The sequence below is a fragment of the Klenkia soli genome (genome assembly GCF_900103975.1).
Lineage (GTDB): Bacteria > Actinomycetota > Actinomycetes > Mycobacteriales > Geodermatophilaceae > Klenkia > Klenkia soli.
In genome coordinates, this window is sequence record NZ_FNIR01000005.1 from 243,912 (window position 1) to 263,790 (window position 19,879).

Here is a 19,879-nt window from a genome sequence, read left to right on the forward strand (position 1 = left end):
CCTTCCCATGACACTTGGCTCAGCGATCGACAGGCAGAGTGTCATGCATTGGTGTGAGCCACGTCAAGGAGGTGGCCCGCGCCACGCTCAGTCCTGCTCGGGGTACCGCCCTCCAGCTGCCACCCGGCTGCCGTCGGCCAGCCGCGCCGCCAGCCCGACCAGCGCGACGTCCCCGTCCCCGCCCACCTCGGCCCCGCGACCGACGTCCACGCCGTCGTCGAGCACCGCCCTGTGCACCCGGGCTCCCGACCGCACCCGCACCCCGGGGAGCAGCACCGAGTCGGTCACCGTCGCCCCCTCCTCCACGACCACGCCGGGCGACAGCACCGAGCCGCGCACCGCGCCGGCGACCCGGGTGCCGCCCGAGACGAGCGAGGACTCCACCGCCGCTCCGGGCAGCAACCGGGCCGCCGAGTGCCGGCCGCCGCGGGTGTGCAGCGGCCAGGCGGGGTCGTCCAGGTCGATCGGCGGCTCGGGGGCCACGAAGTCCATGTGCGCCTGCCAGTAGGCGGCCACGGTGCCGACGTCGCGCCAGTAGCCCGCGAGCCGGTGCGCCCGCGCCAGGCCGTCGGCCGTCTGGGCCGGGAGCAGCCCGTCGCCGAGGTCGCCCACGCCGTCCTCCCCCGCGTCGGCGGCCAGCGCCTCCAACCGGTCCAACGTGGCGCCGGGGGTGAACACGAAGACCTCGTTGGTGGCCGTCGTCGTCGCCGGGTGGTCGGGCTTGTAGGCGTAGTCGGTGACCCGGTCGCCGTCGACCTGCACGATGCCGTAGCGGGCGGCGTCGTCCGCGGCCACCTCGGTGGTCACCATCGTGACCTCGGCGGACGACGCCAGGTGCTCCTCGACGACCTCGCGGTAGTCCAGCTCGTAGACGGCGTCCGCGCTGACCACGACCAGTGCGTCCGGGGCCGCCTCGCGGACCAGGTCGGCCTGCCGCCAGAGCACGTCGGCGGTGCCGGTGGCCCAGCCGCCGCGGTCGGTCCCGCGGAACGGGGGCAGGGTCATCAGCCCACCCGTGGTGCGGTCGAGGTCCCACGGTCGACCGTTGGCCAGGTGGTCGGCCAGCGAGGTGGGGTGGAACTGCACGGCGACCCGGACGTCGGCGATGCCGGAGTGCTGGCAGTTGGACAGCGGGAAGTCGATCAGCCGGTAGACCCCGGCGAACGGGACCGCCGGCTTGGCCCGCTGCTCGGTGAGCAGTTCGAGGCGCCCGCCGGCGCCGCCGGCCAGCACGAGCACGAGGATCTTGGTGAGGGCCATCCACCTCCAGTGCCCGCGGCGGTCAGGTCGTACGCGCCGCCCGCGAGGCCCGGAACAGCCAGAACGACGGGACGGCGACCGCGACGACCGCCATCGCCACCACGATGACCACCCCGCCGGTCCACATCGCCACCGAGACGCCGAACGCGCTGGCCAGCGCCCCGGCCCGCAGGTCGCCCAGCCGCGGCCCGCCGGCCACGACCACGATGAACACGCCCTGCATGCGCCCGCGCATGTCGTCGGGGGCCGCCAGCTGCAGCATCGACGAGCGCAGGACGGCGCTGACCATGTCCCCGGCGCCGGCCACGGCCAGGCACAGGACGGCGAACCACAGCGACCCGGCGAAGCCGAACCCGATGATCGCGACGCCCCACACCGCGATCGCGCCGAGCACCACCGCGCCCTGCCGGTCCACCCGCGAGACCCATCCGCTGGTCAGACCCATGACCAGCGAGCCGAGCGAGATGCCGGCGTAGAGCCAGCCCAGGCTGTTGGCGTCGCCGCTGAACTCGGTGGCGGCCAGCTGCGGGAAGACCGCCTGCGGCCACGCGAAGAGCATCGCGATGATGTCGACGACGAAGGTCATCAGCAGCACCGGCTGGGTGCGCAGGAAGGTGAAGCCCTCCCCCACGCCCCGCACGGCCGCACCGAGCCGGAGCTTCGCGGCCGCGCCGGCCACCGGCAGCGGGGGCAGCCCGCGCACCAGCAGGACGGCGACGGCGAAGCCGACCGCGTCGACCACGTAGGTCAGGAACAGCTCGCCCTGCCCGATCAGCACGCCGGCCAGCAGCGGCCCGGCGATGACCCCGATCTGCCGCACGGTCATGGCCAGCGCGTTGGCCGCCGGCACCAGCTCGGCCCCGACGATGGCCGGGATGGCGGCGCTGCGGGTGGGCTGGTTGACCGCCGAGAACGCCGAGACCAGCGCGGTCAGCACCCACAGGACGGCGAGGGAGCGCATGCCCAGGCCGGCCTGCACGGCCAGCAGCGCGCTGGTGACCGCGGCCCCGATCGAGGTGATCAGCATCAGCCGGCGGCGGTCCATCGCGTCGGCGATCGCCCCGCCGAGCAGGCCGAACACGACCAGCGGCACGAGCGCGACCACGGACGTGACGCCGACCAGCAGCGACGAGCCGGTGATCGCGTAGACCTGGTACGGGACGGCGACCAGCGTCATCTGCTGGCCCAGCATCGTGACGGTGATGCCGCCGAACAGCCGCCGGTAGGCCGGGACGCGCAGCGGCGTGGTGTCGATGGCGAACCCGCGCCGCTTCGTGCGGGTCGGGGTCTCCTCGGGTGCGGGGCCGTCGATCGGGGACGTCATGGAGCGAGTCGGTCGACGGACCAGCCCGCGTCGGTGCGGGTGAACCGCAGCCGGTCGTGCAGCCGGTCGTGGCCGCCCTGCCAGAACTCCACCGTCCGCGGGCGCACCCGGTAGCCGCCCCAGCCCGCCGGCCGCGGCAGCTTCCCCTCGGTGCGCTCCTCCAGCTCGCGGAACGCGGTCACCAGCTCGTCGCGGGAGCCCACGGTCGAGGACTGCACCGTGGCGGCGGCAGCCAGCTGGGCGCCCCGGGGACGGGGGTCCCACAGCGCGTCGGAGCCGGCGTCGTCCAGCGGGGTCGCCGTGCCGGTCACCCGGACCTGGCGCTGCAGGGCGTGCCACGGGAAGACCAGGGCGACCCGGTCGTCGTCCGTCAGCTGACGACCCTTGGCCGAGCCCGCGTTGGTCACGAAGACGAAGCCGTCGTCCGACAGGCCCTTGAGCAGCACCACCCGGGCGTCCGGGGCGCCGTCCGGGTCGGCGGTGGCCAGCACCATCGCGTTGGGCTCGGGCAGGTCGGCGGCCACGGCGTCGTCGAACCAGCGCTGGAACTGCGCCAGCCAGGTGTCGGCGAGGGTGTCCTCGGAGAAGCTGCCCTCGTCGTAGTCGCGGCGCATCGTCGTCAGGTCGGGCACCCGCTCATGCTCCCACCCTGCAACCACCGCACGACCAGCTGTGACACCCGTCGCACCTCCCGCTGGGCGGGACCGTCCGGGTGCGCCCGCCGCCGGGCGTTGACCTAGGTTGTCGGCAGTCGTGCGTCCAGTGGCGCACGGGTCCCGCGCGCAGAGGAGCATGCAGGATGGCGGACGACTTCGTACCGGGTCTGGAAGGCGTCATCGCCTTCGAGACCACCATCGCCGAGCCGGACAAGGACGGCGGTTCGCTCCGCTACCGCGGCGTCGACATCGAGGACCTCGTCGGCAAGGTGACGTTCGGCGACGTCTTCGGCCTGCTGGTCGACGGCCGCTTCGGCGAGGGCCTCCCGCCCGCCGAGCCGTTCCCGATCCCGGTGCACACCGGTGACGTCCGGGTCGACGTGCAGGCGGCGCTGGCGATGCTGACCCCGATCTGGGGCTACCGCCCGCTGCTGGACATCACCGACGAGGAGGCCCGCGACGAGCTGGCCCGCGCCGCGGTCATGGCGCTGTCCTACGTGGCGCAGTCCGCCCGCGGGATCGGCGTCCCGGCCGTGCCGCAGAAGCGGGTCGACGAGGCCTCCACGATCGTCGAGCGCTTCATGGTGCGCTGGCGCGGCGAGCCCGACCCCCGGCACGTCGCCGCGGTCGACGCCTACTGGACCTCCGCCGCCGAGCACGGCATGAACGCCTCCACCTTCACCGCCCGGGTCATCGCCTCCACCGGCGCCGACGTCGCGGCCTCGCTGTCCGGCGCGATCGGCGCGATGAGCGGCCCGCTGCACGGCGGCGCGCCCTCCCGGGTGCTGCACATGCTCGACGAGGTCGAGGGCACCGGCGACGCGGAGAAGTACGTCAAGGACCTGCTCGACCGCAAGGAGCGGTTGATGGGCTTCGGCCACCGGGTGTACCGCGCCGAGGACCCCCGCGCCCGCGTGCTGCGCCGCGCCGCCCAGGAGCTCGGCGCCCCCCGCTTCGACGCCGCCCTCGCCCTGGAGAACGCTGCGCTGAAGGAGCTCCGCGAGCGCCGTCCCGACCGGCCGGTCGAGACCAACGTCGAGTTCTGGGCCGCGATCGTCCTGGACTTCGCCGAGGTGCCCAGCCACATGTTCACCTCGATGTTCACCTGCGCTCGCACCGCGGGCTGGTGCGCCCACATCCTGGAGCAGAAGCAGACCGGCCGGCTGGTCCGCCCGTCGGCCCGCTACGTCGGCCCCGACCCCCGCAAGCCCGAGGCCGTCGAGGGCTGGGAGACGGTGCAGACCAAGTCGATCAACGAAGCCGCGCCCGCATGACGATCCAGATCCCCGCCGAGCTGCTCCCCGCCGACGGCCGTTTCGGCTGCGGCCCGTCCAAGGTCCGCCCCGAGGCCATGGCCGCGCTCGCCGCCGAGGGCGCTGCGCTCATGGGTACCTCGCACCGCCAGGCGCCGGTCAAGGGACTGGTCGGGCGCGTGCGCGAGGGCCTGGGCCAGCTGTTCGACCTGCCCGAGGGCTACCAGGTGGTGCTCGGCAACGGCGGCACCACCGCGTTCTGGGACGCCGCCGCGATCGGCCTGATCCGCGACCGCGCCGCGTTCGGCACCTACGGCGAGTTCTCCGCGAAGTTCGCCTCGGGCGTCGCCGAGGCGCCGTTCCTGGCCGACCCGGTCATCACCAAGGCCGCCCCCGGCTCGGTCGTGCTGCCCGAGGCGGTGGCCGGGGTCGATGCCTACGGCTGGGCGCACAACGAGACCTCGACCGGCGCGATGGCCCCGGTCCGCCGTCCCGAGGGGGCCGACGACGACGCCCTCGTCCTGGTCGACGCCACGTCCGGTGCCGGTGGTCTGCCGGTCGACGTGCTGGAGACCGACGTCTACTACTTCGCCCCGCAGAAGTGCTTCGCGGCCGACGGCGGCATCTGGCTGGCGCTGATGAGCCCGAAGGCGCTCGAGCGGGTCGCCGAGATCAAGGCGTCGGACCGCTGGATCCCCGGGTTCCTCGACCTGTCGATCGCCGTCGACAACTCCTCGAAGGACCAGACGTACAACACCCCGGCCGTGGCCACGCTGTTCCTGCTGGCCGACCAGCTCGACTGGCTCAACGGGCTGGGCGGGCTGTCCGGGGCCGTCGCCCGCACCCAGGACTCCTCCTCGCGCCTGTACGAGTGGGCGGAGGCGAGCGAGTACGCCACCCCGTTCGTCGCGGACCCGGCGCACCGCTCGCAGGTCGTGGGCACGATCGACTTCGCCGAGTCGGTCGACGCCGCGGCCATCGCGAAGGCGCTGCGGGCCAACGGCGTGGTCGACACCGAGCCCTACCGCAAGCTGGGCCGCAACCAGCTGCGGGTGGGCATGTTCCCGGCCGTCGACCCCGACGACGTCACCGCGCTGACCGCTTGCATCGACCACGTCGTCGGCCAGCTGTAGCCCTCGGATCCCGGAAACCGCGGCGGTTTCCGGGATCCGGTGGGTCAGGGCAGGAGCCAGGTGTCCTTGCTGCCGCCGCCGCGGCTGGAGTTGACCAGCAGCGAGCCCTCCTCGAGGGCCACCCGGGTCAGCGGCGCCGGCACCACCCGGGTGGCCGAGCCGGCGACGGCGAAGACCCGCAGGTCGGCCCGCCGCGGCTGCACCACGCCGTCGACCAGCGTGGGCACCGTGGAGAAGTCGACCGGCTCCTGGGCGACGAACCGGTGCGGGGTGGCCGCGACCTCGGCCTGCAGCTCGGCCAGCTCGGCAGCCGAGCAGGTCGGCCCGAAGACCACGCCCTGGCCGCCGTAGCCGTCCACCGGCTTCACCACCAGCTCGCCCAGCCGGTCCCGCACCGCGGCGTAGTCGCCGGCGTCGGCCAGCACCCAGGTCGGCACGGTGTCCAGCACCGGCTCCTCCCCCAGGTAGAACCGGATCATCGCCGGCACGTGGCAGTAGGTGGCCTTGTCGTCGGCGACGCCGTTGCCCGGCACGTTGGCCAGCGCCAGCCGCCCGGCCCGCACGGCCTCGCCGAGCAGCACGTCCAGCGGGGTGCCGACCGGGTTCAGGTGCGCGGCCAGGTCGTCCTCGTCGAAGCGCCGGTAGAGGACGTCGACCGGCACCCGCTCGCCGTCCACCGCGACCTCGACCCCGCCGTCGGCCCGGGCCCACAGCGTGTCCGGGGTGGCGACCGGGATGCCCATGGCCTCGGCCAGCAGCCGGTGCTCGAACCAGGCGGTGTTCACCGGCCCGTCGGTGAGCAGGGCCAGCTGCGGGGTCCCGGTGCAGGCCGGCGGCGCCGCGTCGGCCAGCGCGGCGCGCAGCACCACCACCGCCTCGTGCGGCTCGGCGAGCCCGGGCACCCCGTCGAACAGGGCCGGCAGCGCGGCCCGGGCGCTGTCCCGGTTGACGATCGCGTAGCCCAGGCCCGACGGCACCCGGAGGTTGTCCTCCAGCACCACCCACCCGTCGGCGGCCCGCAGCAGGTCCAGCCCGGCCACGGTCACCCGGGCCTGGCCGGGGCCGGCGAGGGAGACGGCGCCGGGCCGGTAGCCCGGGCTGCGGGTGACCAGCCACTCCGGCAGCACCCCGGCCTGCACCGCCTCCGGGCGGGCGTCCCGGCCGTCGCCGCGGCGGCGACCGGCCGGCCGGTAGGCGTCGGCGAGGAACGCGTTCAGCGCGCGGGTGCGCTGCTCGACCCCGCGGGCCAGGTGCGCCCACTCACCCGCCGGCACCAGGCGGGGCAGCGGGTCCAGCGGGAAGGGCTGCTCGACCAGCTCGCCGTCGACGAAGGTGCCGAAGACGACCCCGCGGGCCCGGCGCTCCCGACCCATCTCGCCCACCGCGGCGGCCAGGCCGACCCCGCCGAGCTCCTCCAGAGCGGGCACCACCGGGCCGTAGCCGGGCCGCAGGGCGCCCTCGTCGTCGACCGCCTCGTCGACGGTCGTCGACCGGTAGTGCTCGAACAGTCCCGTCGTGCCGGTCACGCGCACCTCACAGCCAGCGGTCGAACCACTCCGCTATCGCCTCGGTCAACGTCACCAGGTTCTCCCGGCCCACGACGGTGTGGCCCTCCCCGGGGAGCAGGAGCAGCTCCGCCGACTTGCCGAGGGCCGTGCACGCCTGGTGGGCCTGCACGGACTCCGCGACGGGCACGTTGGTGTCGCGATCACCGTGCGCCAGCAGGACCGGCGAGCGCAAGGCCTCCAGCGCGGTGATCGGACTGATCGTGGCCAACATCTCGCGGTCGGTGACCGGATCGCCGTACTCGGTGACCGATGCCGCAGCCATCCACGGCTCGGTCCCGGCGAAGAAGCTGCGCAGGTCGCTCATCCCGGCCAGCGACACCCCGGCGGCGAACAGGTCGGGCCACCGGGTCAGCGCCACCAGGGTCAGGTAGCCCCCGTAGGACCAGCCGTGCGCGCCCACCCGACCCGGCACCGCGATGCCGGCGTCGACCAGGTGCGCGACGGTGTCGGCCACGTCGGTGAACGAGGCCTCGCGGGCGCCGACGTCGTCCAGGCCCATGAAGGCCGTGCCCCGACCGCCGGACCCGCGCACGTTCGGGGCGAACACGGTGAACCCGGCGGCGACCAGCGCCTGGGCGACCGGTGACCAGGCCGGTCGCTCCTGCCCCTCGGGGCCGCCGTGGAAGCTGACCACGGTGCGGTTCGGGCCGACCGTGCCGGGCGGGGTGTAGAGCCAGCCCTCGAGCTCCAGGCCGTCGGCGGCGCGGTAGTGGTGCCGCACCGGGGCGACCAGCAGGTCGTGGTCGGGCAGCCGCGGTGAGCTGGGCAGCCGGGTGACCGACCCCGAGGCGAGGTCCACGACGTGCAGGCTGCGCGGGGCCCCCGGGCCGGTGAGCTCGGCGACCAGCGACGACCCGTCGGCGGCCAGCGACCAGCCGGGCATCACCGGCAGCGGCAGCGCGACGCGGGCGACCACCTCGCCGTCGGCGACCCGTCGCACGTCGACCTCGGTGCTGCCGTCGGCGTTCCAGACGCACAGCACCGTCCCGTCGGCGCGCACCGCGTAGCCGTCGAGGTCGGCGTCCCGCCGGCGCACGATCACCTGCGCGACCCCCGGCTCGCCGTCGGCCGACAACGGGACGACGACCAGCGCGGTGCGGTCCTCCCCCAGCTCCCCCGGCTGGGCGGCCCGCAGGTAGACCGACCGGCCGTCGGGGGCGAACCGGCCGTCCTCGCTCTGCCGGCCACCGGCGGCGTCCGCCGGGACGACCCGCCGCTGCTCACCGGTCGCGACGTCGATCAGCACCACGTGCCGCCAGCCGCGCGGACCCCGCCGGGCCAGCAGCCGGGACTCGTCGGCGGCCACGGCGGTGACGGCCAGGAACCCGCCGGTGGCCAGCGTGCGGCGGGCACCCGAGACCACGTCGACCAGGACGACGTCGGCGCCCGGCCCGTCGGCGATCGTGCAGGCGTAGTGGCCCGGCCGGGCGGTCCAGCCGCCGGCGAACACCGTGCAGCGGGGGTCCTCACCCGCGACCAGCCGACGGTCGGAGCCGTCGGGCCGCACCACCCACAGCTCGGCGCAGATCGACCCACCCGGGCTGACCAGGTAGGCCAACCACTCGCCGTCGGGCGACCACGCGACCGACACGACCTCCTGGTCGGGACCCGACAGCACCGCCGGCGGCGTGCGCTGGTCCAGCGTCGCGACCTCCAGCCGAGGGCGGCCGCTGCGGTCGGCCACGTAGGCCACCCGCTCGCCGTCCGCGGCCAGGGCCGGGCACCAGGTGCCGGGCGCGGCGGCGATCTGGGTCAGCGCCAGCCGCACCTCGGTGGGCAGACCGGATGAGGTCTGCAGGGCGGTCTCGGGCCGGGTCATGCCACCTCCAGGTGTCGTGTGCTTCTCGCCGGGGCAGCCACCGCGGGCCGGCAGATGTTCCTATCGGCGCTGCGGTTCAGCGGATGCCGTGCCGCTGCAGCCACAGCTCCAGCAGCCCCACCTGCCACAGCTGGTTGCTGCCCAGCGTCGTCCGGTGGGTGTTGGGGTCGGCCAGCAGGCGGTCGGCGTAGTCGGTGCGGAACAGCCCGCGCTCCCGGGCCTCGGGGGCGTGCAGGGCCGCGCGGACGCTGGCCAGGTACTCGCCCTCCAGGTGGATGATCGCCGGCACCGGGAAGTAGCCCTTGGGCCGGTCGATGACGTGCGCCGGGATGACCGCGCGGGCGGCCTCCTTGAGCACGCCTTTGCCGCCCTGGGCCAGCTTGAGCTCGGGCGGGACGGCGGCCACCAGCTCGACGAACTCGTGGTCCAGGAACGGCACCCGGGCCTCCAGGCCCCAGGCCATGGTCATGTTGTCCACCCGCTTGACCGGGTCGTCGACCAGCATGATCGTCGAGTCCAGCCGCAGCGCCCGGTCCAGCGTGGTGTCCGCGCCGGGCCGGGCGAAGTGGTCGGCCACGAACGCCCGGCTGACGTCCTCGGTCAGCAGCCAGCGGTCGGTGAGGATGCCGGCCAGCTCGGCGTGCGGACGGTCGACGAACACGCCCGCGTAGGCCTCGACGGCCCGGTCGACCGGGACGCCGTCCAACGGCGGGTACCAGTCGTAGCCGGCGAGCACCTCGTCGGCGCCCTGCCCGCTCTGCACCACCTTGACGTGCTGGCTGACCTGCTGGGAGAGGAGGTAGAACGCCACGCAGTCGTGGCTGACCATGGGCTCGCTCATCGCGCCGATCGCGCCGTCCAGCCCGGCGTGCACGTCGGCGGTGGGCACCAGCAGCCGGTGGTGGTCGGTGCCGAAGTGCTCGGCGATCACGTCGGAGTAGGCGAACTCGTCGCCCTCGCGGCCACCGACCGCCTCGAAGCCGATGGAGAAGGTGGCCAGGTCGCGCTGCCCCTCCTCGGCCAGCAGCCCGACGATCAGCGAGGAGTCCAGCCCCCCGGACAGCAGGACGCCGACCGGGACGTCGGCGACCATCCGGCGGCGCACCGCCGTCCGGAGGCTGTCCAGCACCCGGTCCTGCCACTCGACGGCCGACAGGCCGGCGAGCTCGGCACGGCGCTCGTGCACCGGCGTCCAGTAGACGTGGTCGGACTCGCGTCCGTCGGCCTCGTAGGTGCGCACCGTGGCCGGCGGCAGCTTGCCCACCCCGGCCAGGATCGTGCGCGGCGCGGGGACGACGGAGTGGAAGCTCAGGTAGTGGTGCAGGGCGACCGGGTCGATGCTCGTGTCCACCCCGCCGGCCCGGACCAGCGCGGGCAGGCTCGAGGCGATCCGCACCCTGCCCGGCCCGCGGCTGAGGTAGACCGGCTTGATGCCCAGCCGGTCCCGGGCGACGACGACCCGGCCGGTACCGCGCTCGACCACCACGACGGCGAACATGCCGAGGAACTTCTCCACGAACGCGGTGCCCCAGCGGTGGTAGGCCTTGAGCACCACCTCGGTGTCGCTGGTGGAGGCGAACCGGTACCCCTCGGCACGCAGCTCCTCGCGCAGCTCGCGGTAGTTGTAGATGATCCCGTTGAAGACGCAGGTCAGGCCCAGCTCGAGGTCGACCATCGGCTGGGCGCCGGCATCGGTCAGGTCGATGATCTTCAGCCGGCGGTGGCCCAGCGCCACCGGGCCGGACTGCCAGACCCCCGAGCCGTCGGGGCCGCGGGGGGCCAGCTGGTCGCACATCGCGGCCACGGCGCCGACGTCGGCCACCCCGCCGTCGAACCTGATCTCGGCCGATATGCCGCACACGAGCGACTCCCCTCGCCCCGGCGCACCGGGGGTCGTCGAAGCACCCACCCTGCCCGCTCCGTGTTGCCGCGGCATGTCGCGGATCTGGCGTGTCCGGCGGCGGTGGCCCGGGCGGCGCCGTTAGCCTCGTTCCTGGTCCCTGTCCGCCGTCGAAGATCCGAGAGGTCGTCTACCCATGCGCACCCTGCGCCTCGTGGCGCTCTCCGACGACGGCCGCAGCCTGGTCCTCGCCGCGGACGTGCCCGACTCGATCGACAACGGCGAGCGCTTCTACCTGCCGATCGACGACCGCCTGAAGGCCGCGTCCCGCGGGGACGCGCAGCGCATGGGCCAGATCGAGCTCGACGCCGCCAACGCGCTGTCGCCGCGGGTGATCCAGTCCCGCATCCGGGCCGGCGAGACCCCCGAGCAGGTCGCGCACGCCTCGGGCACCTCCGTCGAGCGGATCATGCGGTTCGCCCACCCGGTGCTGCAGGAGCGCGCCCGGGTCGCCGAGCAGGCCCAGGGGGCCCGCGTGCGGCTGTCCGAGGGCACGCCGGCCGTCGCCCTCGAGCAGTTCATGTCCGACCGGCTCCGGCTGCTGGGCGCCGACCTGGACGCCGTCCGCTGGGACTCCCACCGCACCGACGACGGCACCTGGCAGGTCCGCGCAGCCTGGAAGGCCGGCCACAAGTCGGGCACCACCAAGTGGAGCTACGACACCGCCACCCGCACCGTCACCCCGGTCGACGCCACCACGATGGACTTCGCCGAGGGCACCCGCCTGGTGCGCGTCGTCCCCGACGTCCCGGCCGGCCTGCCGGCGGCACCGGGCCCCCGCCGCACCATCGCCGCCGTCCCCGTCGAGGACGCCTGGGACGCCGCCGAGGAGCCGGAGGCGGCCGAGGACGACGAGGTGCGCAACGTGGTGCCCGTCGACGGCAGCCCGGTCGACGTCCTGCTGTCCGGCGACGGCGGCCCCGAGCACGACACCGTCGTCCTCGACCGGGTCGACCCCGAGGCCGAGGACCCCCGCGCGGCGATCCCGGCCTGGGAGGACATCGTCTTCGGCGTCCGCCGCCACCGCTGAAGGACCCCCTCGCCCCCCCGAACCACGCTCCGCGCGGCCCGGGACCCTGCGAGGGGGCCGTTCCAGCACGTCACCTGTGATCGGGCACTCCGTGTCCGAGCTGCGCGTTCCGGGTAGTGCTGGTCTCGGCAACAACGCCGCAGCACGAGGAGGACGACGACCATGACCGCTTCGGTTTCCATGCCCGCCGGGGGTGTCCAGGTGGGGACCTACGCCGACTACGCCCAGGCGCAGCGCGCGGTCGACTACCTCAGCGACGAGCAGTTCCCCGTCGAGAACGTGCAGATCGTCGGCACCGACCTCCGCTCCGTCGAGCAGGTCGTGGGTCGGCTCACCTACGGCCGCGCCGCCGGCGCCGGTGCTGCCTCCGGCGCCTGGTTCGGTCTGTTCGTCGGGTTGCTGCTGGGCATCTTCGCCCCCGACGGCTCCAGCTGGATCAGCTCGGTGCTCACCGGCCTGGTCATCGGGCTGGTCTTCGGCGCGCTGTTCGGCGTGGCCGGCTACGCCGCCACCCGGGGGCGCCGCGACTTCGCCACCACGGGCCAGAAGATCGTCGCCGGCCGCTACGACGTGCTCTGCAACCCGCAGTTCGCCGAGCAGGCCCGCGCCCACCTGGCTCGCCTCAGCCTCAAGGGCTGATCACCTGAGCTGGGCGAAGGCGACGGCGGCGGCCGCCGCGACGCCGAGGGAGTCCACGCCCGAGCGCATCGGGATGCGCGCCCGCACGTCGACCGCCGCCATCGCCCCGGCCGACAACCCGGGACCCTCGGCGCCGAGCAGCAGCGCCGTCCGCGGGTGCTCGGCCGGGTCCAGCGAGCTCAGGTCGACCTCGGCGCCCGGGGTCAGCGCGACGGTGGTGAAGCCGGCCGCCCGCACCCGCTCCAGGTCGCCGGGCCAGTCGGTGAGCACCCGCACCGGCAGGGTCAGCAGGTGGCCCATCGAGACCCGCACCGACCGCCGGTAGTACGGGTCGGCGCAGGTCGGGTCCAGCAGCAGCGCGTCGATGCCCAGGGCGACGGCCGACCGGCCGATCGACCCGATGTTCTCGTGGTCGTTGAGCCCCTCGAGCACCGCGATCCGCCGGGAGCCGGCCAGGACGTCGGCCAGCTCGGGCTGGGCGGGCCGCTCGGCCGACGCCAGCACGCCCCGGGTCAGCCGGAAGCCGATGGTCTCCGACACCACCCACTTGTCCGCCTCGTAGGCCGGCACGCCCGCGGGGAGGTCCAGCGCCGCCAGCCGCCCGGCGACGCCGTAGACCGCCCGCAGCGCGAGCCCGGTGGTCAGCAGCCGCTCGACCGCGGTGACGCCCTCGACCACCACCGGGCCGGTGCCGCGCGCCGTACCGGGACGACGGTCCCCCGCGTGCAGGTCGTGGAAGTCGGCCACCCGGGGATCGCGCGGGTCGGTGATCAGCTCGGGCACGGCTGCCGATCATGCCCGCCGCGCCCGGCGGACCCGCGTTCGGACTGCAGGTCGGCCACCCGGCGCGCACTGTGGGACGTGTGACCACCACCGTGATCGGCGCCGGCATCGCCGGCATCGCCGCCGCCAGCGCCCTGCGCGACGCCGACCGGCCGGTCCGGGTCCTGGACCGGGGACGCCGCCCCGGGGGGCGGATGGCCGGCCGCGAGCTGCACGGCCGGGTGGTCGACCTCGGCGCCTCCTACCTCACCGCCACCGCGGGCACCGCGTTCGCCGACGTCGTCGCCGACTGGGTGGACCGCGGGGTGGCCCGGGAGTGGACCGACACCTTCGCCGTCGCCGGACCCGACGGGCTGACCGACCGGAAGACCGGCCCGATGCGCTACGGGGCCGCCGGCGGGCTGCGTTCGCTCGTGGTCGACCTGGCGCGCGACCTCGACCTCACCAGCGGGCGCACGGTGCAGCAGGTCGGCGCCGGCCCGGTCGTCGACGGCGAGGCGACCGACGCCGTCGTCCTCGCGCTGCCCGACCCGCAGGCCCGCCGGCTGCTCGACCCGGGGTCGCCGACCGAGCGGGTGCTCGACGCCCGCGGGTGGCAGGCCACCCTCGCGGTCGTGCTGGGGTGGGCCGACCGCCGCTGGGCCGCCGACCTGCACGGGGTCTTCGTCAACGACCACCCGAGCCTCGAGTGGATCGCCGACGACGGCGACCGGCGAGGAGACGGCGCCGGGGTGCTGGTCGCGCACACGACCCCCGCCTTCGCCGCCGGCCACCTCGCCGAGCCCGCCGCGGCCGGCCCCGGGGTCGCCGCCGCGGTCTGCGCGCTGCTGGACCTGCCCGAACCGGCGTGGACGCACGTGCACCGCTGGACCTTCGCCAAGCCGGCCGACCCGCGCCGCGCGCCCTTCCACCTGGCCGACGGCATCGGCATCTGCGGCGACGGGTGGTCGGCGCCGTCGAAGGTCGAGAGCGCCTGGACCTCGGGCCACCTGCTGGGTCAGGAGCTCGCCCGCGGCTGAGCAGGTCGGGGTCGTCGTACCCCCGACCGATGATCCTCGGGCACCGGAGACGTCCTCACTGCGACCGTCCCGCCCCGAGGAGGAGCCCGCGATGAGCCGCACCCCCGCACTGGACCTCTCGTCGGCCCCCGAGCGGGCCTTCGCGCACGTGCTCGGCAACAACCTGCTGGTCTCGGTCATGAACTGCACGGTGTGGTTCGCGTTGACCTTCTGGGTGTTCCTCGAGACCGGCTCGGTGTTCGGCACCGGGCTGATCGCCGGCATCTTCCTGGTGGCCACGGCGTCCACCGGGATCTGGTTCGGCAGCCTGGTCGACCACCACCGCAAGCACGCGGTGATGCAGGCCTCGGCGGTCGCCTCCGCGGTGCTCTACGCGGTGTCCCTCGCCGTGCTGCTGCTGGCGCCCGACGCGTCCTTCACGACGGTGGCCAGCGTGCCCCTGTGGGTGTTCGTCGTGCTGCTCATGCTCGGCGTCATCGCGGGCAACCCGCGGTCGATCGCGCTGCCCACGCTGGTCACCCTCCTGGTCCCGGCCGACCGGCGGGACCGCGCGAACGGGTTGGTCGGCACCGTCACCGGCGCCTCGATGCTGGTCACGTCGGTGATCAGCGGGCTCCTGGTCGCCTACGGCGGGATGACCGCGGTGCTGGTGCTGGCCCTCGCCGTCCTCGCGGTCTCCGTCGGCCACCTCGCCCGGGTGCACCTCCCCGAGCCGGGGGTGGTGACCACCGGGTCCGACGCGGGCGCCGGGGTGGACCTGCGGGGCACGCTGCGGCTGGTCCGCGGGGTCCCCGGGCTGCTGCCGCTGATCCTGTTCTCCTGCCTCAACAACTTCCTCGGCGGCGGGTTCATGGCGCTCATGGACCCCTACGGCCTGTCGCTGGTGTCGGTGCAGACCTGGGGCCTGCTCTGGGGCGCGTTGTCCGCGCTGCTGGTCCTCGGGGGCCTGCTCGTGGCCCGGATCGGGCTGGGCAGCCGCCCGATCCGCCTGCTGCTGCTGGCCAACGTGGTCATGTGGGCCGGGACGATGCTCTTCCCGCTGGTCTCGTCGGTGCTGACCCTCACGGTGGCGATGGCGGCGTTCATGCTGGTCATGCCGTTCGCGGAGGCCGCCGAGCAGACCGTGCTGCAGCGGGTGGTGCCCTACGAGCGCCAGGGCCGGGTGTTCGGGTTCGCGCAGAGCGTCGAGCAGGCCGCGTCGCCGCTCACGGCGTTCCTGATCGCGCCCATCACCCAGTTCCTCGTCATCCCCGCCATGACCGACGGCGCCGCCGCGGACGCGATCGGCAGCTGGTTCGGCACGGGTCCGGCCCGCGGCATCGCACTCGTGCTCGTGGTGACCGGGGCCCTCGGGCTGCTCGTGGTCGGCCTGGCGTTCCTGACCCCGGCCTACCGCCGGCTGTCCGCGGCGTACGCGGCCAGCCCCGCCCCCGATCCCGAGCCGGGCACCGCCACGAGCCCGCCGCCGGCCGCCGGGGTGCCGGCGGCCCTCGCCGCCGGGGGCGAGCCGACCTAGGCTGCCGGCGATGGCCCTCGCCCCGACCGGCCCCGCGGCCGCCTGCGACCGGGTCGTCAAGACCTACCGCACGGCGACCGAGTCGGTCACCGCGCTGGCCGACGTGAGCGTGCAGGTCCCCCGCGGCCGGGTGACCTGCGTCGTCGGGCCGTCGGGGTCGGGCAAGAGCTCGCTGCTGCGGCTGCTGGCCTGCGTCGACTCCCCCGACTCCGGGTCGGTCACCGTCGGCGGCGAGCGGGTGGACCACCTCGGGGCCCGGGGGCGCCGGCGGCTGCGCCGGCGGCAGGTGTCCTACCTGTTCCAGCGTCCCGGCGACAACCTGCTGCCCTACCTGACCGCCGTCGAGCAGGTCCGGCTGGCCGCCGACCTCCGCGGCGCCCGGGTGGACGACGACCAGGTGCAGCAGCTGCTCGCGCGGTTGGGGCTGGCCCACCGCGCCGACCACCACCCGGTGCAGCTGTCCGGCGGTGAGCAGCAGCGGCTGGCGGTGGCCTGCGGCGTGGTCGGCGGTCCCGCGCTGGTCGTCGCCGACGAGCCGACCGCCGAGCTGGACACCGCGGCCGCCGTCCGGGTGCTCGGGGCCATGGAGTCCCTGGCCGCCGACGGCGTGGGGTTCGTCGTCTCCAGCCACGACCCGCGGGTGATGGCGATCGCCGACGGTTTCGTCCGGCTGGACCAGGGGCGGCTCGTGTGAGCGCCGTGCGGGCCTCGGGGGTGCGCAAGTGCTTCACCCGCGGAGCCGAGACGGTGACCGCGCTGGACGGCGTCGACCTCGTCGTGGACGCCGGTCAGGTCGTGGCGCTGGTCGGCCCGTCCGGCTCGGGGAAGTCCACCCTGCTGGCCGTGCTGTGCGGCTGGGAGGTCCCCGACGCCGGGGCGCTCGTGGTCGGGGGCGGTGGTGCTCCCGACGCCCAGGGCTGGGGCGAGCTGGCCCTGGTCCCGCAGGCGCTGGGCCTGGTCGCCGACCTCTCCCTGCTGGACAACGTGCTGCTCCCGGCCCGGCTGCGCGGCCCCCACCGCCGGTCGGCGGCCCCGACCGCGCTCGCCGGGCAGCTGCTGGCCGGGTTCGGCCTGGACCACCTGACCGACCGGTACCCGCACCAGGTCTCCCTCGGTGAGCAGCAGCGGGCCGCCGTCGCCCGGGCGCTGGTCCTGCGCCCCGCCCTGCTGCTGGCCGACGAACCGACCGCGCACCAGGACCGCGAGCACGCCGACCGGTTGCTCGACGCCCTGCACGACGCCGCCGACGACGGCACCGCCGTGCTGGTCGCCACCCACGACGAGGTCGCCTGGTCCCGGGCCGACCGGGTGGTGTCGATGCGCGACGGCCAGCTGACCGACGGGCCGCCGTCGTGAGGGTGCTCCCGCCGTGGACCCGGGCGCCCCTGCTGGGGCTGCGCCAGCCGGCCGCCGTCCTCGCCGTCCTGGTGACCACCGCGATCCTGGCCTGCGCGGTGGCCAGCGCCCCGCTGTTCCTCTCCTCGGCCCGCTCCGCGGCGCTGCAGGAGCAGCTGGCCCCGCAGTGCGCCGAGGCGGCCTGGCCGGCGATCGGGATCTTCGCGCCGGCCCCGGTCGGGGAGCAGGCCGCGGTGGCCGTGGCCGGTGCGCCCCGGGCGGGGTGGGCATCCATCGGCCAGGACGCGGTGCCCGCGCTGCACCTGGGGTCCTCCCTCGGGCCCGGCGGGAACCCGCAGACCGGGGTGCCGGTCACCGGCCCCGGGGGCGAGCGCCTCAGCCAGCCCGCACAGGTGTTCTGGCAGCCCGGAGCCCTCGACCACGTGCAGGTGGTCGCCGGGGCCGGTGGCCGGGGTGTGTGGCTGCCGGCGTCCTACGCCGAGGCCGCGGGGGCTTCCGCCGGGGGCACCATCACCGTGGGCGACGCACCCCTGACCGTGGCCGGGGTCTACACCGACCTGTTCGACACCGAACCCGGCGCCTACTGGTGCGACCACGCCGACCTGTTCACCAACGCCGCCAGCGCCGACACCCCGCCCCCCGCGCTCCTGCTGGCCACCGACCCGCAGACGGTGGTCGCCCTGGCGGCCGCCGTCGGGGGGTCGCTGCGGGCCACCGCCGCGGTGCCCGAGGACGGCAGCCGGCTCACCGCCAGCCGGGCCGAGGAGCTCGCTGCGCAGACCGCGACCGCCCTGGCCGCCGCGACCGCCGCCGCGGGCACCGGGGCCGGCGGCCCGGACCCCCGCCTGGCCGACGCGCGGGACCGCGCCGTGCAGCTGGAGCAGGGGCTGCGCGGACCGGTCGTCCCGGTCGCGGTCGCCGGTGGGCTGCTCGCGCTCGTGCTGGTGGCCGCGGCGGGGAGCGCCTGGGCCGACCGCCGGGCGACGGAGGTCCGGCTGCTGGCCGCCCGCGGGGTCGGCCCGGTGCCGTTGGCCGGCAAGGCGGCCCTGGAGCTCGGCGCGCCCGCCCTGGTCGGCGCCGCGCTGGGTGGGGCGGCGGCCCGGTTGCTGGTCGGGGCGCTGGGGCCGGCCCCGGAGCTGGACCCCGGGGCGACCTCGGCGGCCGTGCTGGTCGGGGCCGCGGCGTTCGTCGTCGGCCTGGGCGCGGCCGCCGTGGTCGCCGGGCTCCGGGCCCGGGGGATGGCCGAGCGCCCGCTCGGTGCCGCCCCCAGCTGGCCGGCCCGGGTGCCGTGGGAGGTGGCCCTGCTGCTGGCCGCCGGGGGCTGCTGGCTGCTCCTGGAGGGTCGGGACGCCGTCGTGTCGCAGGCAGGTGTGGCCCAGGTCAACGGGCTGCTGGTGGCCTTCCCGCTGCTGGCGCTGGCCGGGGCGGCCGTGCTGCTGGCCCGGCTGCTCACGGCGGCGCTCCCCCGGGTGCGCCGGTGGGCCGGTGGGCGCGGGATCCCGGTCTTCCTCGCCGTGAACCGGCTGACCGCGGCCCGGGGCGCCGCGGCCGTGCTGCTCGTCGCCGTCGCCCTGCCCGTCGCGGTGCTCGGGTACACCGCCACGCTGACCGCCGGCTCCGCGGCGACCCTGACGGCGAAGGTCGGCGTCCAGCTGGGAGCCGGGGGCTTCGCGGCCACGGCCACCCGCGTCGACCCCGCCGCCGTCCGGGGCGGCCCCGGCACCACCGTCACCCGGTACGCCGACTCCACGCTCACCGGCGCCGACGGCGACCGCGTCGCCGTCCAGACCCTGGGGGTCGACCCCGCGACGTTCGCCGGCACCGCCTTCTGGGTCGACTCCTTCGCCGACCGGTCCCTCGACGACCTCGTCACGGCCCTCACCCGCGAGGGCGGCGCCGTCCCCGTGGTGGCGGCCGGGCTCCCGCCCGGGCCCTACCGGCTCGACCTGGGGAGCCTCCCGGTCGACGTCGAGGTGGTCGCCACCGCCGACGTGCTGCCCGGACGACGCTCGGGCGACCCCGTCGTCCTCGTGGCCCGGGACCGGGTGCCCGAGGTGCCGCCGACCGCCGGGGCCGACCAGTCGGTCGAGCGGTGGACCGACGGCGACGTCGCGGTGGCCGCGCAGGCCCTGCGGGACGCGGGGGCGGTCCGGGTGACGGTCACGGTGCCCGACGACGTCCGGCGGACGGCGAACTTCCTGGGCATCACCTGGACCTTCGGCTACCTCGCCGCGCTGGCCGTGTTCATCGGCGTGATCGGCGCCGCGGGGCTGCTGCTGCACCTGGAGGCCCGCTCGCGCAGCCGGGTCGCCGGCTACGTGATGGCCCGCCGGATCGGGCTCACGCGCGGGGCGCACCTGCGCTCGCTGCTGGTCGAGCTGGTCGGGGTCGCCGCCGCCGGGGTCGTCCTCGGCGGGGCGCTGGCCGTCGGCGCCGTGGCGGCGGTCTACCGGCGCCTGGACGTCGACCTCCTCCGGCCACCCACGCCGCTGCTCGACGTCCCGTGGCCGGCGCTGGCGGCCACCGTGCTGGTGGCGCTGGCCGTCGCCGGGCTGGCCGCCCTCCACGGGCAGCGGGCCGCCGACCGGGCCGACCCGGCGAGCGTCCTCCGCGGGTGAAGGAC

General features: G+C 75.6%; 16 protein-coding genes. 9 read left to right on the forward strand and 7 right to left on the reverse strand.

Features of this window, described 5'->3' with window-relative positions; all coding sequences use genetic code 11:
• Positions 1-87 precede the first annotated feature (87 nt).
• The 3 genes from BLS67_RS09755 to pdxH are packed head-to-tail and all read right to left on the reverse strand — an operon-like array spanning position 88 to position 3,216.
• Positions 88-1,260 (reverse strand): glucose-1-phosphate adenylyltransferase family protein, encoded by a 1,173-nt coding sequence (locus BLS67_RS09755; RefSeq protein ID WP_091243915.1) that lies wholly within the window; start codon positions 1,258-1,260, stop codon positions 88-90.
• A 22-nt stretch (positions 1,261-1,282) separates the two neighbouring features.
• Positions 1,283-2,584: an MFS transporter gene (locus BLS67_RS09760; protein WP_091243919.1), complete on the reverse strand. Its 1,302-nt coding sequence runs from the start codon at positions 2,582-2,584 to the stop codon at positions 1,283-1,285.
• Positions 2,581-3,216 carry a pyridoxamine 5'-phosphate oxidase gene (pdxH, locus tag BLS67_RS09765; RefSeq protein ID WP_091243922.1) on the reverse strand — a complete coding sequence of 212 codons (636 nt, stop codon included), beginning with the start codon at positions 3,214-3,216 and terminating at the stop codon, positions 2,581-2,583. Before pdxH ends, BLS67_RS09760 begins: the two co-directional genes overlap by 4 nt.
• 167 nt (positions 3,217-3,383) lie before the next feature.
• Between pdxH and BLS67_RS09770 the strand changes: the two genes are divergently transcribed.
• Positions 3,384-4,514 (forward strand): citrate synthase 2, encoded by a 1,131-nt coding sequence (locus tag BLS67_RS09770; RefSeq protein ID WP_091243925.1) that lies wholly within the window; start codon positions 3,384-3,386, stop codon positions 4,512-4,514.
• Entirely contained in the window at positions 4,511-5,626 is a 1,116-nt protein-coding gene (gene serC, locus BLS67_RS09775; RefSeq protein WP_091243929.1) for a phosphoserine transaminase, read from the forward strand. Before BLS67_RS09770 ends, serC begins: the two co-directional genes overlap by 4 nt.
• A gap of 44 nt (positions 5,627-5,670) precedes the next feature.
• On the opposite strand, the gene BLS67_RS09780 is transcribed toward serC, so the two are convergent.
• The 3 genes from BLS67_RS09780 to BLS67_RS09790 form a co-directional block, all read right to left on the reverse strand.
• Positions 5,671-7,152 (reverse strand): circularly permuted type 2 ATP-grasp protein, encoded by a 1,482-nt coding sequence (locus tag BLS67_RS09780; protein WP_091244239.1) that lies wholly within the window; start codon positions 7,150-7,152, stop codon positions 5,671-5,673.
• Between the two features lie 7 nt (positions 7,153-7,159).
• Positions 7,160-9,013: a S9 family peptidase gene (locus BLS67_RS09785; RefSeq protein WP_091243932.1), complete on the reverse strand. Its 1,854-nt coding sequence runs from the start codon at positions 9,011-9,013 to the stop codon at positions 7,160-7,162.
• A 76-nt stretch (positions 9,014-9,089) separates the two neighbouring features.
• The gene (locus BLS67_RS09790; RefSeq protein ID WP_091243935.1) at positions 9,090-10,874 is read right to left on the reverse strand and encodes an N-acetylglutaminylglutamine amidotransferase; all 1,785 of its coding nucleotides are present in this window, start codon (positions 10,872-10,874) and stop codon (positions 9,090-9,092) included.
• Between the two features lie 175 nt (positions 10,875-11,049).
• Here BLS67_RS09790 and sepH point away from each other — a divergent pair, with 175 nt between their 5' ends.
• Entirely contained in the window at positions 11,050-11,943 is an 894-nt protein-coding gene (gene sepH, locus BLS67_RS09795) for a septation protein SepH (protein WP_091243938.1), read from the forward strand.
• A 162-nt stretch (positions 11,944-12,105) separates the two neighbouring features.
• Positions 12,106-12,582 carry a YflT domain-containing protein gene (locus BLS67_RS09800; protein WP_091243941.1) on the forward strand — a complete coding sequence of 159 codons (477 nt, stop codon included), beginning with the start codon at positions 12,106-12,108 and terminating at the stop codon, positions 12,580-12,582.
• On the opposite strand, the gene BLS67_RS09805 is transcribed toward BLS67_RS09800, so the two are convergent.
• Complete coding sequence (locus BLS67_RS09805) at positions 12,583-13,365, reverse strand: TrmH family RNA methyltransferase (RefSeq protein ID WP_091243944.1); 783 nt, start codon at positions 13,363-13,365, stop codon at positions 12,583-12,585. It lies immediately after the preceding gene.
• Between the two features lie 80 nt (positions 13,366-13,445).
• On the opposite strand from BLS67_RS09805, the gene BLS67_RS09810 reads away from it, so the two are divergent.
• The 5 genes from BLS67_RS09810 to BLS67_RS23760 all read left to right on the forward strand — a co-directional run bounded on the left by BLS67_RS09810 (position 13,446) and on the right by BLS67_RS23760 (position 19,874).
• Positions 13,446-14,384, forward strand: a complete 939-nt coding sequence (locus BLS67_RS09810; protein ID WP_242653956.1) for an NAD(P)/FAD-dependent oxidoreductase — start codon at positions 13,446-13,448, stop codon at positions 14,382-14,384.
• 91 nt (positions 14,385-14,475) lie between these two features.
• Positions 14,476-15,900 carry an MFS transporter gene (locus tag BLS67_RS09815; RefSeq protein ID WP_091243951.1) on the forward strand — a complete coding sequence of 475 codons (1,425 nt, stop codon included), beginning with the start codon at positions 14,476-14,478 and terminating at the stop codon, positions 15,898-15,900.
• Between the two features lie 10 nt (positions 15,901-15,910).
• The gene (locus BLS67_RS09820; RefSeq protein ID WP_091243954.1) at positions 15,911-16,594 is read left to right on the forward strand and encodes an ABC transporter ATP-binding protein; all 684 of its coding nucleotides are present in this window, start codon (positions 15,911-15,913) and stop codon (positions 16,592-16,594) included.
• Positions 16,591-17,256, forward strand: a complete 666-nt coding sequence (locus tag BLS67_RS09825) for an ABC transporter ATP-binding protein (RefSeq protein ID WP_091243957.1) — start codon at positions 16,591-16,593, stop codon at positions 17,254-17,256. The genes BLS67_RS09820 and BLS67_RS09825 overlap by 4 nt, the downstream gene beginning before the upstream one ends.
• 2 nt (positions 17,257-17,258) lie before the next feature.
• Complete coding sequence (locus BLS67_RS23760) at positions 17,259-19,874, forward strand: hypothetical protein (RefSeq protein WP_091243960.1); 2,616 nt, start codon at positions 17,259-17,261, stop codon at positions 19,872-19,874.
• Positions 19,875-19,879 lie beyond the last annotated feature (5 nt).